The sequence below is a fragment of the Rhodoferax sp. genome, assembly GCF_010365055.1.
GTDB lineage: Bacteria > Pseudomonadota > Gammaproteobacteria > Burkholderiales > Burkholderiaceae_C > Rhodoferax.
The window spans coordinates 90,166-106,680 of record NZ_JAAFHA010000004.1; the positions used below are offsets into that span (position 1 = coordinate 90,166).

At 59.6% G+C, this 16,515-nt stretch carries 13 protein-coding genes; 9 read left to right on the top strand and 4 right to left on the bottom strand.

The window, feature by feature from the left end; all coding sequences use genetic code 11:
* The first annotated feature begins 678 nt into the window (after positions 1–678).
* Both GZ093_RS02055 and GZ093_RS02060 read left to right on the top strand, forming a co-directional pair.
* Positions 679–1,830, top strand: a complete 1,152-nt coding sequence (locus GZ093_RS02055; protein ID WP_296481377.1) for an AAA family ATPase — start codon at positions 679–681, stop codon at positions 1,828–1,830.
* Positions 1,827–2,429, top strand: a complete 603-nt coding sequence (locus GZ093_RS02060; protein WP_296481379.1) for a hypothetical protein — start codon at positions 1,827–1,829, stop codon at positions 2,427–2,429. Before GZ093_RS02055 ends, GZ093_RS02060 begins: the two co-directional genes overlap by 4 nt.
* Before the next feature lie 620 nt (positions 2,430–3,049).
* On the opposite strand, the gene GZ093_RS02070 is transcribed toward GZ093_RS02060, so the two are convergent.
* Positions 3,050–4,663 carry an alkaline phosphatase D family protein gene (locus tag GZ093_RS02070; RefSeq protein WP_296481381.1) on the bottom strand — a complete coding sequence of 538 codons (1,614 nt, stop codon included), beginning with the start codon at positions 4,661–4,663 and terminating at the stop codon, positions 3,050–3,052.
* 50 nt (positions 4,664–4,713) lie between these two features.
* Between GZ093_RS02070 and GZ093_RS02075 the strand changes: the two genes are divergently transcribed.
* On the top strand, positions 4,714–4,962 hold the full coding sequence (locus tag GZ093_RS02075; protein WP_296481384.1) for a hypothetical protein: 249 nt from the start codon (positions 4,714–4,716) through the stop codon (positions 4,960–4,962).
* Positions 4,963–4,966: 4 nt separating this feature from the next.
* Here the strand turns inward: GZ093_RS02075 and polA are convergent, their stop codons facing one another.
* Positions 4,967–7,921 carry a DNA polymerase I gene (polA, locus tag GZ093_RS02080; protein ID WP_296481389.1) on the bottom strand — a complete coding sequence of 985 codons (2,955 nt, stop codon included), beginning with the start codon at positions 7,919–7,921 and terminating at the stop codon, positions 4,967–4,969.
* A 60-nt stretch (positions 7,922–7,981) separates the two neighbouring features.
* On the opposite strand from polA, the gene GZ093_RS02085 reads away from it, so the two are divergent.
* From GZ093_RS02085 to GZ093_RS02095, 3 genes are read left to right on the top strand one after another with little or no spacing between them, the layout of a single operon-like run.
* The gene (locus GZ093_RS02085) at positions 7,982–8,278 is read left to right on the top strand and encodes a hypothetical protein (RefSeq protein ID WP_296481392.1); all 297 of its coding nucleotides are present in this window, start codon (positions 7,982–7,984) and stop codon (positions 8,276–8,278) included.
* 3 nt (positions 8,279–8,281) lie between these two features.
* Complete coding sequence (locus GZ093_RS02090; RefSeq protein ID WP_296481396.1) at positions 8,282–9,277, top strand: homoserine kinase; 996 nt, start codon at positions 8,282–8,284, stop codon at positions 9,275–9,277.
* Complete coding sequence (locus GZ093_RS02095; protein ID WP_296481398.1) at positions 9,274–10,053, top strand: BPSS1780 family membrane protein; 780 nt, start codon at positions 9,274–9,276, stop codon at positions 10,051–10,053. Before GZ093_RS02090 ends, GZ093_RS02095 begins: the two co-directional genes overlap by 4 nt.
* Before the next feature lie 99 nt (positions 10,054–10,152).
* On the opposite strand, the gene GZ093_RS02100 is transcribed toward GZ093_RS02095, so the two are convergent.
* Both GZ093_RS02100 and GZ093_RS02105 read right to left on the bottom strand, forming a co-directional pair.
* A complete protein-coding gene (locus GZ093_RS02100; protein WP_296481401.1) occupies positions 10,153–11,877 on the bottom strand; it encodes an ABC transporter ATP-binding protein/permease in 1,725 nt (574 codons plus the stop codon).
* Between the two features lie 610 nt (positions 11,878–12,487).
* Positions 12,488–12,826: a thioredoxin family protein gene (locus GZ093_RS02105; protein WP_296481403.1), complete on the bottom strand. Its 339-nt coding sequence runs from the start codon at positions 12,824–12,826 to the stop codon at positions 12,488–12,490.
* 277 nt (positions 12,827–13,103) lie between these two features.
* Here GZ093_RS02105 and GZ093_RS02110 point away from each other — a divergent pair, with 277 nt between their 5' ends.
* The 3 genes from GZ093_RS02110 to GZ093_RS02120 are packed head-to-tail and all read left to right on the top strand — an operon-like array spanning position 13,104 to position 16,328.
* Positions 13,104–14,357 (top strand): site-specific integrase, encoded by a 1,254-nt coding sequence (locus GZ093_RS02110; RefSeq protein WP_296481406.1) that lies wholly within the window; start codon positions 13,104–13,106, stop codon positions 14,355–14,357.
* The gene (locus GZ093_RS02115) at positions 14,354–15,328 is read left to right on the top strand and encodes a tyrosine-type recombinase/integrase (protein ID WP_296481408.1); all 975 of its coding nucleotides are present in this window, start codon (positions 14,354–14,356) and stop codon (positions 15,326–15,328) included. Before GZ093_RS02110 ends, GZ093_RS02115 begins: the two co-directional genes overlap by 4 nt.
* Positions 15,321–16,328 (top strand): tyrosine-type recombinase/integrase, encoded by a 1,008-nt coding sequence (locus GZ093_RS02120; protein WP_296481411.1) that lies wholly within the window; start codon positions 15,321–15,323, stop codon positions 16,326–16,328. The genes GZ093_RS02115 and GZ093_RS02120 overlap by 8 nt, the downstream gene beginning before the upstream one ends.
* Positions 16,329–16,515 lie beyond the last annotated feature (187 nt).

Here is a 16,515-nt window from a genome sequence, read left to right on the forward strand (position 1 = left end):
CTGGATCGTTTTGGCGTGATGAATACCAACCCAAGCGCAGTGGGTGCGGTGCCTTCGATTTCTGGCGCCACTTTCAAGGCCAGGCTCTATAACTTGCGATGATGGCGGCTGAGCACCCGCAGTGAATGTCGCACCCCAGAAACGCTCACAAAAAAGTCATGCTGCTGAGACTGAAACTGTGCACCAAAGCCAGTGTTTCTACTACTGCATAAGACACACAGCGGTAGTAGTCGTCGGCGATCTGCTTCCCCCAAACCGGGCATTGAAACAGACATATCCCCGGCACGCAGGCCACCGCTGTGGGAGAACTGTGGTGATGCGCAGATGGATGATGGGGCGCAAATCGAGCCGCACTGGCATCTGGTGGCATAAACCGCACCGGACTACGAGGTAGATCAGCCCATCAGTTGGTGACGTAGCGAAGCGGCGTTTCACATGCGCAGCATGAGTAGCTCTGCGCCCGGTATACGCCGCACACCGCAAATCACTCTTTCGTACATATTTCTTAGTGGTGGACGGAGCAGGTGGGCGGCAAATCGAGCGGTTTCACCCGGATCGCTGGCTGTTTCAAGGTGCGATACTAATTCTCTTGGTGTTGAAATGCCTATCCGTGCCCATCTGGCCGAGGTGATGGTGGAAAATGTCGCTTAGTCCTCTTTACCGGCCGAAGGCAACACCATGCTCATTAGCAACATCCGACTGAAAAACTGGCGCAACTTCCAATCGCTGGATTTACCCCTGCGGGACGTTTCCTATGTCCTGGGCCCTAACGCTTCTGGTAAGTCCAATCTGTTGGACGCGTTGCGATTTTTGCGCGATGTCAGCAAGACCAAGGGCGGCGGGCTACAGGCGGCTATTGCGGAGCGGGGCGGCATCTCCAAGGTGCGTTGTCTACACGCCCGACGAGACCCCGAGGTGGAGATCGATGTTGAACTCAGCCAGGAACTGGATCAGCCACCGGTGTGGCGATACGTTTTGGCCTTCAAACCAGAGGGCAAGGGGGCGCAGCGTCTGCTGGTGTCGCGTGAGCAGGTTTGGAAAGAAGGCGAACTGATCTTGAATCGACCAGACTCCAAGGACGATGTAGACGTGCTGCTGCGCACCCAAACGCATCTGGAGCAAATTCAGACCAATATCGAGTTCCGAGTCGTCGCGGATTTTTTGAGCGATATCACTTACCTGCATCTGGTGCCGCAACTGCTGCGCTTTGGCGAAAAAATTGGCGGGCATCGGCTTACGGACGATCCTTTTGGCCAAGGTTTTTTGGAACGCTTGTCCAAGACACCAGACAAGACCAGAAACTCGCGCCTGGCCAAGATTTCAAAAGCACTTTCGCTGGCGGTGCCGCAGTTTGAGGATTTGCGGTTTAGGAAAGACGACATGGGCCACCCACATTTGGAGGCGCGTTATGCCCACCATCGCCCCCATGCGGGGTGGCAGTCTGAGGAGCATTTTTCAGACGGGACGTTGCGCTTGTTTGGCCTGCTCTGGGCGTTGCTGGAGGGCAGCTCCATGTTGTTGTTGGAGGAGCCTGAAATTTCGCTCAACGATGCCATCGTGAAGGAAATCCCGCTGATAGTGGATCGCCTGCAACGCGATCGAAAAACAAAGCGTCAAGTGGTTTTGACCACACACAGCGATGCGCTTTTGAGTAACCCCGGCATTGATGAACGGGGTGTTGTGATTTTGGAAACCGGCAAGCAAGGCACCACGGGGCGTTCTTTGGATGCCAGCGAGCGGCAAGCGCTTGGTGCCGGGCTCAGTGTTGCGGAAGTGGTATTGCCCAAGACCCGCCCCGAGAAGGTATCGCAGCTGGGCTTGTGGCAATGACGCCGATTGCCATTGCCACGGAAGACCAACTCAGTGAGGCGATTGCACTGCGCCTGATTTCTGAAGTTCCAACGCCACATTTCATTCAACATAAGTTGGGCAAGACGGGGAATGGCTATCTGCGCTCCAGGATGGGTAGCTGGTACCAAATGGCGCAACAGCAGGTGATGCTGGTGCTGACGGACTTGGATCGTGCAAATTGCTTGGTTGAGTTTCGCGACCAATGGTTGGCTGGTGCGCCCCCTGCCAATCTGCTTTTTCGGATTGCCGTGCGTGAAGTGGAGTCTTGGGTGCTAGCTGACCACGTTGCAATGCGGGCGCTGATTGGGGCAAAGGGTGTTTTGCCTGCCGCGCCTGATGAATTGGCAGACCCCAAGCAGTCGTTGTTAAAACTCGCGAAGAGCGCTCCCAAACAAATCAGAGAGGACTTGTTGAAAACAATCGACGGCAGTTTGGCGCAAGGCTTGGGATACAACGCCCGCCTGACCGCATGGGTCAACTCCGAATGGAGCCCGCAACGCGCATCAGAACGCTCCCCAAGCCTGGCGCGGACACGATTGCGGTTGAACGAGGTTGTCGGAGCGTTCGCTTTGCCTTAATCTGGGTAATGGTGTGCTTTCCGCCACTCGCCGAGCAATCCCGCATTGTCACTAGCGCATGTGTGCCGGCGCTGGGTAATCTGCGCCATTATCTGCCCACTGCGCCGGTGCGGCGAATGTGGGCAACGCAGCCCTGCACATTGGCGCGGTGGCTTTCATCAACCGATTCGACTCCAGCCTGAACGGGCGTATTCACTTCCAAGTCTGCGTGGTCGATGGGGTATTTGCGGAGGTGGCGGGCAAGCACTGGACTTCCAGGAACTTGCCATTCATGGTCGTCATGTATCGCTGCACAGCCGAAGTAAATCCGTCTCTGAAGCAGTCACTGAGTCTGTTGGTCAAATTTGTTCGGGAAGTACGACAGACTGTTGGCATTCGACGCCAATGGCGTCCATCACCGATTGTGAAAATCAGTCCATCAAATTTTCCGACCACTCTCAGGCGCCTTCGGCACGAGTGGCTTTGGTTGCTGTTGCAAGTTAAAGGCGGCGCCATATTTATAACAAATCAGGCTGCAGCCCGCGTGGGTATTGCGTGACAAGCTATCAAATTAATGAACAGCAGGAAGCTGTTTCACGGCAACCTTTGTTGCTGGCGGTGCGTGACGCTGCCGTGCCAGCTCAAGCCCGCTCCAGCACCGGCCGCCCGACCTGCACGACAAAGCGGGCCAGGGTCTCAATTTTGGTATCTTGCCGCGTCACGTCGTCGACCACGCGCAAGCTGGTGGTAAGTTGCTGGGGCGTGAACTCCGCCACGCCGTAGCCTTGGCGCTGCGCGTCGGCAAAGACAAAGTGCGGGTTCTCGACCAGGAGTTGTGCGGTTTTGGCGTTGCCGCCGGCGTGCGAGCTGATGCTGGTGCCACAAAATTCCACCCCGACGCTGGCACTGCCCGGGTCGGCGTAGTCGGCCTTGACGTGGCCGACCCAGTTTTCATGCACATCGCCGCCCAGAATCACCGGGTTGGCCACGGCGTGCTGGCGCAAGGCATCGGTCAAGCGCGTGCGCGCTGCGGGGTAGCCGTCCCAGCCGTCGTTCCAAAGGGTCTGACCGGGGCCCACTTTCAAATCACGCTGCCCAAACAGCGTGGGCTGGCCCAGCACGTTCCAACCGGACTCCTGCGCGGTGGCCTTGGCAAATTCGCCGTACAGCCAGCGCTCCTGTGTCTGGCCCAAGAGCGAACGGGCCGGATCATGCCACTGCGGGCAAGTCTCCGGCTTCACTTTGCCTGATCCCCGGCCCCCGCCGCTGGTGCAAGCCTGCGGGTCCTTGTACTGGCGACCATCGAGCAGGTAGAGCGAAGCGAGCTGGCCATAGGGCAAGCGGCTGTAAATGCGCAGCTCGGCGCCGCTCGCCAGACCGGCCAAGCCCCGCGTCAAGGCAGACGCGCGCACCGGCATGTGTTCGTACCAGGCTTGGTAGGCCGCCGCGCGCCGCGCCAAAAAGTGCTCTGGATTTGAGGGATCCAGCGCGCTGCTGTAGCCGGCTTGCGCGCCCGCGTAATCGTTTTGCAGCTCGTGGTCGTCCCAGGTCAGCAACCAGGGGCAAGCCGCATGCATCGCCTGCAAATCGGCCTCGCCCTTGTACAGCGCGTAGCGTTGGCGATAGTCGTCCAGACTCAAGACCCAGCCACCGGTGGGCACGCGCACTTTGCTGGTGAGCGCTGGGTATTCATAGATGTAGTCGCCCAGAAACAGCACCAAGTCCAGGTTTTCTTCGCACATGTGGCGCCAGGCGCTGAAATAACCGTCCTCCCATTTCTGGCACGAGGCATAGGCCAGCCGCAGCCGGGCCACGACCGGATCGGGCTTGGGCAGCGTGCGCGTACGCCCCACCGGACTGACAAAATCGCCGGCCATGAAACGGTAGAAATACCAGCGATCCGCCTCCAGACCCGCCACCTCGACGTGAACCGAATGCGCCAATTCGGGCCCAGCCATCGACTGCCCACTTTGCACGATACGGCTGAACTGCTCGTCGTGCGCCAGCTCCCAGCGCACCGGGACCACAGTCTGGCCCAACTCGCCACCGCCCCATAACGACGACTTGTCGTTATGCAAGCGCGTCCACAACACCACGCCATCGGGCGTCGGCGAGCCACTGGCAACGCCCAGCGTGAACGGATTGCGAGTCCACCGCGACTGGCTCCAGGCACTGCGCGGCAAACTCAAGTTCACGGCACTGGCGAAGAGCAGCTGGAGCAGACGGCGGCGATGGTTCACATCAAAGGATTTCATGGACTGGTTTGAACGCATTATGGCCAGTCCCTCCCGCCCCGGCCTTGTCCATGAATGAATTAAAGGCCCTCGAATCCCTCGGTTTCAGCCTGCCCAGCCCGCTCTACATTTTGGGCGCCCTGGTGTTTGGCATCGCGGGTATTGCGGCTTACCGCTACGGCAAGAAAGCCTCGTTGCCCGTGCCCAAATGGATCGGCGTCGCACTCATGCTTTACCCCTATGCCATCTCGAGCACCTGGCTGCTGTATGCCGTGGGTGCAGCCTTGTGCCTGGGCCTGTATATCTACCGGCAGCCCTGATTACTCAGTGCGCCTGATCCCAGTTCGGCCCGATGCCCACCTCGGCCAGCAGCGGCACCTTCAGGTGCGCCACTCCTGCCATCAGCCTGGGCACCTCATGGCGCACCCAATCGATTTCTGACTCGGGCACCTCAAACACCAGTTCGTCATGCACCTGCATGATCATCTTGGTGGCGAGTTTTTGCTCATCAATCTCTTGCTGGACTTTCACCATGCTGAGCTTAATCAGATCAGCGGCCGTGCCCTGCATCGGTGCGTTGATCGCGGCGCGCTCGGCACCACTGCGGCGCGGGCCGTTGGGGGAGTTGATCTCGGGCAGATACAAGCGCCGGCCAAACACGGTTTCGACATAGCCCTGGCGCTTGGCGAGCGCGCGGGTGTGGTCCATGTAATTTTTGACGCCGGGGTAACGGTCAAAGTAACGCTCGATGTAGTTCTTGGCCGCCGTGTTGTCGATGCTCAAGGCTTTGGCTAGGCCGTAGGCACTCATGCCGTAAATCAGGCCGAAGTTGATGACTTTGGCGTAACGGCGCTGCTCGCTGGTGACCTGGCCGGTATCAACCCCAAATATCTCGGCGGCGGTTGCGCGGTGCACATCCATGCCGTCGCGAAACGCCAGCAGCAGGGCGGCGTCGCCGCTGATGTGCGCCATGATACGCAGCTCGATCTGGCTGTAGTCGGCGCTGGCAATGACACAACCCGCCGGCGCGACAAAGGCCTCGCGCACGCGCCGCCCTTCGGGCGTTCGCACGGGAATGTTTTGCAAATTCGGGTCGTTGCTGCTGAGCCGCCCGGTGACGGCCACGGCTTGCGCGTAATGGGTGTGGACGCGACCGGTGCGCGGATGCGCCAGTTGCGCCAGCTTGTCGGTGTAGGTGCCCTTGAGTTTGGACAGGCCACGGTGCTCCAGAATCTTGGCGGGCAGCGGGTAGTCCTCGGCGAGTTTTTGCAGCACTTCGTCGTCAGTGCTGGGCGAGCCCGTGGGGGTTTTCTTTACAACTGGCAGACCGAGCTTGGTGAAGAAAATCTCGGCAATCTGCTTCGGGCTGCTCAGGTTGAACGGTTGCCCGGCCAGCTCATGCGCTTCCTTTTCAAGCTGCAAAATGCGCGATCCCAGTTCGTGGCTTTGGGTGGCCAAGGTGGGCGCGTCAATCAGCACGCCGTTGCGCTCGATGCGATACAAGGCCTCGCTGCTGGCGATTTCCAGCTCGTAGATCCCAAGCAGGCTGGGCAGGTGGTAAGGCTCGGACAAACCCGGCGCATGGCCCGATTCCCCCTGCACATCGGCGCTGGCGCTCTGCAGTGCGGCGCCAGCGCTGGCCTGCAACAGCGGCCACAGCACACGGTGCACCGCCAGCGTCATGTCCGAGTCTTCACAAGAATATTGGCTTGCTTTGGCAATGTCGACCTGGTCAAAACAGATTTGATTGACCCCTTTGCCGCACAAGTCCTCAAAGCTGATGCCGGTGCGCCCGAGGTGCCGCTCGGCCAGACTGGCCAGCCCATGGGGTTTGTTGACTTCGAGCACATAGCTTTGCAGCATGGTGTCGTGCACGTAGCCTTGCACCTCGATGCCGTGGTTGGCAAACACATGGCGGTCGTACTTGACGTGCTGGCCCAGCTTGGGCCTCGCCGGGTTTTCCAGCCAGGGTTTGAGTTTGGCCAGCACGTCGTTGAGTGGCAATTGCTTTGGTGCGTCGGGGTAGGCGTGCGCCAACGGGATATACGCCGCCTCGTCCGGCGTCACGCTGAAACTGATGCCGACTATTTTGGCGCGCATCTCGTCGAGCGAAGTGGTTTCGGTGTCCAGCGCCACCAGGTCTGCGGCTTGCACTTTGGCCAGCCAGTGGTCGAAGGCGTCCCAGGTCAGGATGGTGTCGTAGTGCAGGTCGGTCATACGGGACGGGGCGGGGGGATCAATGTCGTCGAACAAACCGGGTTCAGCTGTTGACCCGGAATTGGGGTCTGAGCCGGCGTCGCTTCGCTCCTTGGATCCGACCCCAAATCCTGAGCTCGCCTTGCTTGCCACGCTGGAAGACCCGCCACCCAAGGTGCGCGCCAAGCCCTTGAACCCGTATTTTTCATAAAATAGGGCCAGAGCCACCGTATTCATTGTGCCAGTAGCTATCGAATCAAGAGCGGGCAAGTCCGGCATCCAGCCGTCCAGATCGCAGTCCGTCTTGATGGTCAGCAGTTGGCGGCCCAGCGGCAGCCAGTCCAGTGATTTTTTGAGGTTCTCGCCCACCACGCCTTTGATCTTGTCGGCGTTGGCGACCACGGCATCGAGCGAACCGTATTCCTGCAGCCACTTGGCAGCCGTCTTGGGCCCGACCTTGGGCACGCCCGGCACGTTGTCAATGGCGTCGCCCACCAGCGTCTGAAAATCCACCATCAACTGCGGCGGCACGCCAAATTCAGCCTCGACACCCGCCACATCGCGGCGCCGGCCATTCATGGTGTCGATGATGGTGATGTGCGAATTGACCAGCTGCGCCAGGTCCTTGTCGCCGCTGCTCACAATCACCTCAATGCCCTGGCGCGCCGCCGTCACGGCGAGTGTGCCGATCACGTCATCGGCTTCGACGCCGGGGACGGCCAGCACCCTCCAACCCATCAGGCGCACCACTTCATGAATCGGCTCGATCTGGGTCCGCAAATCATCGGGCATGGGCGAGCGGTGCCCCTTGTACTCGGGGTACAACGCGTCCCGAAAGGTGGGGCCTTTGTCGTCAAAAATACAGGCGGCGTAATCTGCCGGCACCTCTTTGCGCAGGCTTTGCAGCATGTTGATCATGCCGCGGATGGCCCCGGTGGGCGCGCTGCTGGGGTCGCCGGGCACGGCGCGCAGGTCCGGCATGGCGTGAAAGGCGCGGTACAGGTAGCTGGAGCCGTCCACCAGCAGCAGGATTTTTGGCTTGCTTGGGGTGTCAGTCACACCGTCAGTCAGAGAGTCATTCATATTCATGCGCGCATTTTGCCTGCGAGTGCTGCTGCGCTCTGCCCACTCTACAATGGTTCGATGAAAATCGCCCTGTTTCTTGCCCTGTCCATGTCATGCTGCGGCCTCGCGCTCGCACAATCTGCTGCACCCGCCCAAGCCACGGCCGCGCAGCCACGCGCTGCGGCGTCCGCTGCACCCGGCGTGATTGAAAAGCGCACCGAGCGCATTCAAATCGAAGACTCGGGCGCCCGCATTGATGAGCTGCGCATCGGCGGCGAAACCAAGACCATCACGGTTCAGCCCAAGGGGCGCCTGCCCGCCTACCAGGTTGAACCCGCCAGCGGCGAACGCAGCTGGAAAATTCTAGGTTTCTGATTCATGGCGGTTTACACAGAAGTCTCTACCCGAGAGGCGCGCGCCCTGCTGCGACAACTGAAACTGGGTGAACTCACCACCCTGCAAGGCTGCGCCCGGGGCATTGAAAACACCAATTACTTTGTCAGCACCGAGCGCGACGGTGAAGTTTTCGATTACGTGCTGACCTTGTTCGAGCGACTCACGTTCGAGGCCTTGCCGTTCTATCTGCGTTTGATGAAGCACTTGGCCGAGCGCGGCATCCCGGTGCCCGAGCCGAGCGCCAACGCGCGCGGTGATCTGGTTTTTGAGCTCAAGGGCAAGCCAGCTGCAGTTGTGACCAGACTGCGCGGCAGCAGCGAGCTTTCCCCCACGCCCGCCCACTGCGCGGCCGTCGGTAGCCTGCTGGCCAAAATGCACTTGGCCGGACGCGACTTTGAGCTGGTGCAACCCCATTTGCGCGGCTTGGTCTGGTGGAATGAGACGGTGCCGCTGCTGCTGCCGCACCTCAACCCGACGCAAGCGGCGCTGCTGCAAAGCGAACTGGCCTACCAAAACCACATCGCCGCCTCATCGACCTATGCCGCCCTGCCCCGCGGCCCGATCCACGCCGACCTGTTTCGCGACAACGCGCTGTTTGACGGCGCGCAAGGCCAGCCGGAGCTCACCGGCGTTTTTGACTTCTATTTTGCCGGCGTCGACAGTTGGCTGTTTGACATGGCGGTTTGCCTGAACGACTGGTGCATTGATCTCGATACCGGCACGCATGACGTGGAGCGCTTCCAGAGCTTCCTGCGCGCCTACAGCGCGGTGCGCCCACTGGAGAGCGCCGAGCGGGCGCTGCTGCCCGCCCTGCTGCGCGGCGCAGCCCTGCGTTTCTGGATTTCGCGCTTGTGGGACTACTACCTGCCGCGCCCGGCCAGCCTGCTCCAACCCCACGACCCGGCCCATTTTGAGCGGGTGCTGCAGCAACGGGTCATGCACCCGGATGTCGCCAACCTGCTGGAGATGCAGCCATGAAGCTCAATATCGTTTCAGCCCGCACCGGTACGCTCTGGGTCAAGCTGGGTATGCAAACATTTTTCAAACAGCCCCTGGCGCTGGCCGGTCTGTTTTTCATGTTCATGGCGGTGATGACCGTCGTGAGCCAGGTGCCTTTCATCGGTATCGCCCTGGCCATGACCCTGCTGCCCGCCGCCACGCTGGGGATGATGGCGGCAACGCGGGAAGCCATCGAAGGCCGCTTCCCCATGCCCAAGGTGCTGCTGACCGCCTTTCGCGCTGGCCCTCAGCAAACCCGCGCCATGCTGCTGCTGGGCGGCCTGTATGCGCTGGGTTTTTTGCTGGCCATGGGGGTGTCCTGGCTGGTCGACGACGGCGCCTTTGCCCGCGTCTACCTGGGCGGCGCCAGCCCCACGCGCGAGATGATGATGGAGCCCGATTTTCAGGCGGCCATGTGGGTCTTTATCGGCCTGCACCTGCCGCTGTCCTTGATGTTCTGGCATGCGCCGGCGCTGGTGCACTGGCACGGCCTGTCGCCCGTCAAAAGCCTGTTCTTCAGCATCGTGGCCTGCGGGCGCAACTTCTGGGCCTACGTGCTGTTTGGCTTGATGTGGCTGGCCGTGCTGATCATGCTGGTGGTGGGAGTGACCACCATCGCATCTCTGATGGGCAATCCGGGTTTGGCCGGCGACCTGCTGTTTCCCGCCCTGCTGCTGATGGCGTCGATGTTTTTTACCTCGCTTTACTTCACGTTCCGCGACAGTTTTGACGCGCCACCAGAGCCACTCCCGTGACACAGCACGCCATGGAGTTGACATCGGGCGGGCCTGCCGCGGCTGCGTTGCGCTGTACCGCTACGTGGCGCCGCTTGACACTCCAATGACCTCAATTGCTCACGGGCTCCAACGGTAGCCTCTGGCCTCATGCAGCGTCCAACTGCCGTTGCCGGGCAACTCCAGCACCCAACGGTGGTGCTTCACAATGGCCTGGTGATGACTGACACTGATCGGTGTGATGGACAGGACGGCTAGCTGGCCGTACAGGCGCTCCTCATTGCCAGCATCCAGCGCGCTGGTGGCCTCATCGAGCAGCAGGTAGCGGGGCTTGGCGAGCAAGGCCCGGGCAAAGACCAGCCGTTGCTGCTCGCCGACGGACAGCACCCTGGACCAATCCAGTTCTGCGCCCAGGCCGCCGAAGCGCTCCGCCAGCGTCGGCAAATTCACCTGCGCAAGCCACTGCAGCAGTTCTTCGTCCGAGATGTCGCGCTCGGTTTGCGGATAGGTCAGCTGGCAGCGCAGGTCGCCCAGCGGCAAGTAGGGCTGTTGGGGCAAGAACAACATGTCCGATCCGGCCGGGCGGGTTACTTCGCCCGAGCCTGTGTTCCACAGCCCGGCAATGACCCGCAGTATCGAACTTTTGCCCGTACCGCTGGGCCCGACAACCAGCAGTCCTTCGCCCGGGTTGACGGCCAGCGTGAGTTCTTCAACCAGCAGATGCTCGCGGTTGGGCGTGAGCACTGTCAGATGCTCAAGGGCAAGATCAAAGCCGTGCACAGTGTGAATATGCCGGGCGACGGCGGGGTCGATGGCGGGTTCGTCCGCCTGGACACCCAACGCCTCGGAGAAGGCGTGCAGCCGGTCAACACCGGCGGAAAAGCGACTCAGACCCTCGAAGTGATTGACGATCACCGTCAGCGCGCTCAGGATGGCCGCGAAGGCGCCGGCGGCCTGGATCGCCCGTCCGACCTCCAGCGCCCCGGAGAGGACATCGTTGGCAATGATCACGGTCGGCAGCACGATGGTCAGGAAACTATGGGCGTACTGGAACAGGTTGAGTTTGAACTGCCAGCGCAGCACTTGCTGGTAGTTGGCGTAAGCCGCCGCGAAGACACGCTGCAGCGCCGACATCTCGCGCGCCTCGCCGTCGTGGAAGGCAATCGGCTCCGCGTGTTCGCGCACCCGCACCAGGCTGAAGCGAAAGTTGGCTTCACGCTGCAGTTGGCGAAAGTTCAAGCCGATGAGCCGTTTGCCGAATACCGCGCCCGTGAATACGGTGCTGAAGATCGCATAGCCGAGCAGGAAATAGACCAGCCCCTGCGAGATGGTCCACAGCACGGTGGAAAAGGCGACCAGGTCGATGACCGAGCCCAGCACGATCATCGAGAAGTAAAGCGACTGCTGGGTGAAGCTGTTGATGTCTTCGGCGATGCGCTGGTCGGGGTTGTCGATGCCGCTGGTGTTGAGCCGGTAATAGGCGCGCTGATGAAAATAGCGCGCCAGAAAGCTGTCCGTCAGCCAGCGGCGCCAGCGCAGACCGAGGGTGTCGCGTACATAGTAGTACAGGGCATAAATGGGCACCGCTGCCACAAGGATGGCCGTGTAGCGCCAGATCGAGGCCCAGAAGCGATCGGTGTCGCGCGCGGCCAAGGCCGAGGTGAATTCGCCCGACTCGTGGTTGAACAGCACACTGAAGGCGGTCTGCCCCAGCAGCAGCAGGATCAGCAGGGCCAACAGGCCCCTGGCACGCCAGCGTTCATCCGACAGCCAGTACGGACGCGCGATGGTGACAAAGCGTCGCCACAAGCGGGCGTTGAATCCGGGTGTTTGTTCGCTCGTCATGGCCAATTGAACTTCAGGTGCTTGCTGCCTGGTGGGATTGATCAGGTACTGGAGCCGCCAGCACGCTGACCTTCAACGACGATCACTTCGGGCTCAATCCGCAGCAGCGCTTCGTCTGGCGCTGAGGCTGGTTCTCGTAACGCGGAGCGGTGATGTTTCCAATTCGTCATTGGGCTTGACCAGAGGGCGATGTTGAGGCCGTGTGGGTGTTGGGTTGGGGTGGGGCTTATGGTGGACGCCTGTGATTGAAATTTACTCTAGCACAGGGTCCGTGGCAGTGCGTTGACAAGCATCGCGCCACAAGCGAGCTCTGAAATTGAAGTGAGTCCGTTAAGCAGCTTCTCAGGCGGGAAGGCCCGCTCCCGCTGCACTGCCGAATTACATCCCGCTCCATTGAAGCCGCTCAATTTCCCAAGTCAACTCCCGGCAAGCGCCACCGCCAGCCAACCCAATACGCATCCACTGAGTGCCGATTTGAACCAGACGCGTTTTCACGACGTTGCACATAACTCCCTGTTCCGCCATGTCGTGTCGGCCCTACCACTGCCGTTGACGGTATTCTGGATCTGGTTTTCAGTGGACGGGGTCGACTGAACTCCCTGCAGTGCGGTCAAGCCAGGGGCGATGATTCGATCCGCGCGAGGGCTCTGCGGATCGCGCCCGCGTCGCCAGTTCGAACCAGGCGCTCGGTTTCCCGGCCATTACTGAGAAATACCAACGTAGGCCAAAGCTTCACTTTGAATGAACGCCCCAGAGGTCGACCGCTACCATCAGCGATTTTGATGTGACGCACGTTCGGGTGATCGGCAAAAGCGGAGGCCAGCAGCGGTTGGGCCGCGCGACAGTATCCGCATGAGGGGCTGCCAAACTCAAGCATGGTGGGCCCTTCGAGCATGTCGATTTCCGCGCGCGCCGGTTCGATCGCGGCATACACTTCGTTCATTGTCATAAGACTGCGAGCTGCCTACGAATGTCTAAAGAGTTGAATTGTCAATCACTATAACCCCGTCAACATCAGAGTGTCTTAAAGAGTCACTGGCCTGGGTGTTGGGCAGTTTTCCGGGTGGCCGACTGTTTAAGACACTTATGCACATTTCCCAGTTATGAACAGTTTTGGTTCAGCAGTGGCTGTCTTCCTCCCTGAACAGCCGAGCTTGACGGGTTGATGAGCTTTACATAATTTCCGGACAGGCGCATGGGTGGTGGCTTCACAACTGGAGACCACCATGGATTCGATCAACTCGTTACCCCCTTTGGCCAAGACCTGGCTACTTGACGGCCCGCTTGCCGCGCATGTTGAGGCCTACACGGCAAATCTTGAGCAAGGAAGTTACTCCCGGCAATCATCGCGTAGTCACATTGACGCACTGGCGCATTTCGCTCACTGGATGGCCCGCTGCACCCTGGTGGCCAGTCAACTCGACCAGGATTGCGTTAATCAATTTCTCAATTTCCATTTGCCACGCTGTGATTGCCATTCCATGGCGTTGAGAAGCCATGATCAGTTGCGCGCTGGGCTCGGGCTGCTGCTGGAGGTGCTTCGCGAGGAGCGTGTGATCGCCGAAGTGCTGCCTCCCGCCGGACCAATAGCCGATGAACTGCGCCGGTACGACGCACATATGCGCAATGCACGTGGTCTTGCCGTGGGGACGCGCAAAGACCGGCTGTACCGGGTGGGGCAATTTCTGCGCTGGAAGTTTGCCGACAGGGCCTTCACAGGCAAAGACATGCTGGTGGAAGACCTGCGTGCCTTCATCACCAAAGAGCTGGAGCGGGTCAACTCGACATCGCATGCGCAATCTTTGGCGGCGTCCTTTCGGGCCTATTTCCGCTATCGGCTCACTTGCGGCGATGAGGTACGCGGGCTGCTGGGCGCAATTTCAACACCAGCCCAATGGACACTGGCGTCATTGCCCCGTGCCCTTACGGCTGGGGAGGTGCAACGATTGATGACGCATTGTGAACAGACCGTGTCATCACGGTGGCGTCTACTGAGCATGGTTCGGTTGGCTTTGGATCTCGGGTTGCGCAGCGGGGAGATCGCCAAGCTCGAACTCAGTGACATCGATTGGCGCAATGGCACCGTGAAACTCAGGCAGACGAAGTCGATGCGCCAAGATATCCTGCCGTTGCCAACGGCCACGGGGGAGGCTCTGGCCGAGTACCTGCGTCACGAGCGACCGACCACCACCATCAAGACCATTTTTTTTCGGCTAAAAGCGCCCCATGATCAGCCCATCGGGGTTGACGCTATACGCGCTTTTATCGGCAGGGCATTGCGTTGCGCCGGTATTGTGCACGGTCGCAGCCATTCCTTGCGCCACACCTTGGCGTGCCGGATTGTCAATGGCGGGGGCTCCATCAAAGATGTAGCCGACATGCTCCGGCACCGTTCCTTGAACACCTCGGTGATCTACGCCAAACTCGATCAACACAGTTTGGTCGAAGTGGCATTGCCCTGGCCTGGGAGTGCTGCATGAACGCCGCCGTTGGTCTTCGCACGAGAGTGCAGGAATTCCTGCGTGAGCAGCGCAATCTGGGCTATCGCCTCATTTCATGCGGTCGGGAATTGCTGAACTTTGCCAGCTTTGTTGAGGATTCAAAGCACCTTGGAGCGGTTACTGTTGAATTGACTTCGCAGTGGGCACGCGAGGCGCATGGAGGCAACGTCAGTCCTGAAACGTCGGCCAGACGGCTGGTGAACTTGCGACCATTTTTACGGTGGTTACAGCAGTTTGAAGCGGCCACCGAAGTGCCAGACGACTCAATATTTGGATCCCTTCCGGGAAGAAAGACACCGCACATCTACCGTGCAGATGAGGTATTGGCGCTCATGCAAGAAGCGGGCAAACTCGGTCCCTCCGACGGTCTGCGTGCAGCCACTTATGCGACGCTGTTTGGCCTGATTTCCGCGACAGGGTTGCGCATAGGCGAGGCCCTTGGGCTGGCTGATATTGATGTGGACTTGGTGGCGGGCGTACTGACGGTGCGCGGTGCCAAGTTTGGCAAGTCCCGATTGGTGCCAGTGCATCCAAGTGTGATCGCGCCTCTAGCTACATACCGCGCGACACGTATGAAGCAAGTGCCTGATGCGGCGCAGTCACTGTTTTTTGTGGGCTCGCGGGGGGCCCATCTTGGCAAGCCGCTGGGAGACAGGCAAGTTCATCGCATCTTCACGCAGTTGCGTACACAGCTTGGCTGGATTGATCGTGGCAGTCATGGGCAGCCACGCATCCATGATTTACGCCACAGTTTTGCGGTGAAACGATTGACGTTGTGGCATGAGCAAGACGTGGATCTAAACCAACGGATGTTGGCTTTGTCGACCTACATGGGGCATGTCAGGATTTCACACACTTACTGGTATCTCACCGGTGTGCCTGAGTTGATGGCTTTGGCCGGTGCAAGGTTTGAATGCTTTGCATGTGCCGGGGAGTTTGATCATGAATGACACCACCGTTTCACCCAGTTTCCCGTCACTGGTGCAATCGTTCTTTACCGAACACCTGACGAAACAACGCGCCTTGAGTTCGCGTACCGTGGCCGCCTATCGAGATGCCTTTGTTTTGTTTTTGGACTTCGCGCAAAAGCGACTGCAAAAGCCCCCCACGATGTTTTTGCTCGCCGACATTACGCCTGCACTCATTCTGGCCTATCTTGACCATCTTGAAGTTGACCGCCACAACGCAGTGCGCAGTCGCAATGCAAGATTGGCTGCACTGCGCTCATTTCTGAAGTTCGCTGGGCGCAGGGATGTCGCCGGGTTGCATGTCGTTGAGCAGGCGCTGGGGGTTCCGATGAAGCGATTTGAGCGGCCGATGCTCGGATTTCTCTCCCGCGACGAGATGCTTGCCGTGATCGGCCGCCCTGGCCTGAGTTGGACCAGCCAACGTGACTGCTTGCTGATGGCGTTGATGTACAACACAGGTGCCAGAGTATCGGAGGTGATTGGCGTCCAGGTGTCTGATGTCGTGCTGGATGCCTCAGCTTGCGTGCACTTGCATGGCAAAGGTCGCAAGGATCGTTCTGTCCCTCTCTGGCGATCGACGGTCAAGTCAGTTCGTCAGTGGCTAAAACTCAATCCTGATTTAGGGCCAACCTCGGCCTTGTTGCCCAATCGCAGTGGTCAAGCGATGACACGCTCCAACGTAACCCAGCGTATGGCATTGGCCGTGCAAGCTGCCGTCAAAACGATTCCGAGTCTGGCGAAGCGTGCGATTTCTCCCCACACCATCAGACACACCACGGCCATGCATTTGCTGCAGTCGGGCGTGGAAATCAGTGTCATCGCGTTGTGGCTGGGACATGAAAGCCCGACAACAACCCATCAATACGTCGAAGCCGATTTGGCCATGAAGGAGAAGGCGTTGGCTCGCCTACAAGAGCCTGAGATCCCCGCACGGCGTTTCAAGGCGACCGAATCATTGCTGGAATTCTTGAAGAACCTGTAATTATGTAAAGGGCAAAGCCATTGTGTTTTGCCCTTTACAGAAGAGACTGCCAACCCAACGAATACAAAACTGTTCATAACTGGACTCTGTGCATAAGGGCCCTTATGCAGAGATGTACATAAAGACACAAAACTGCTGTAGAGCTTTCCAATCTGCTCGCTCCATAGCGGGCATTACGTCCAAAATC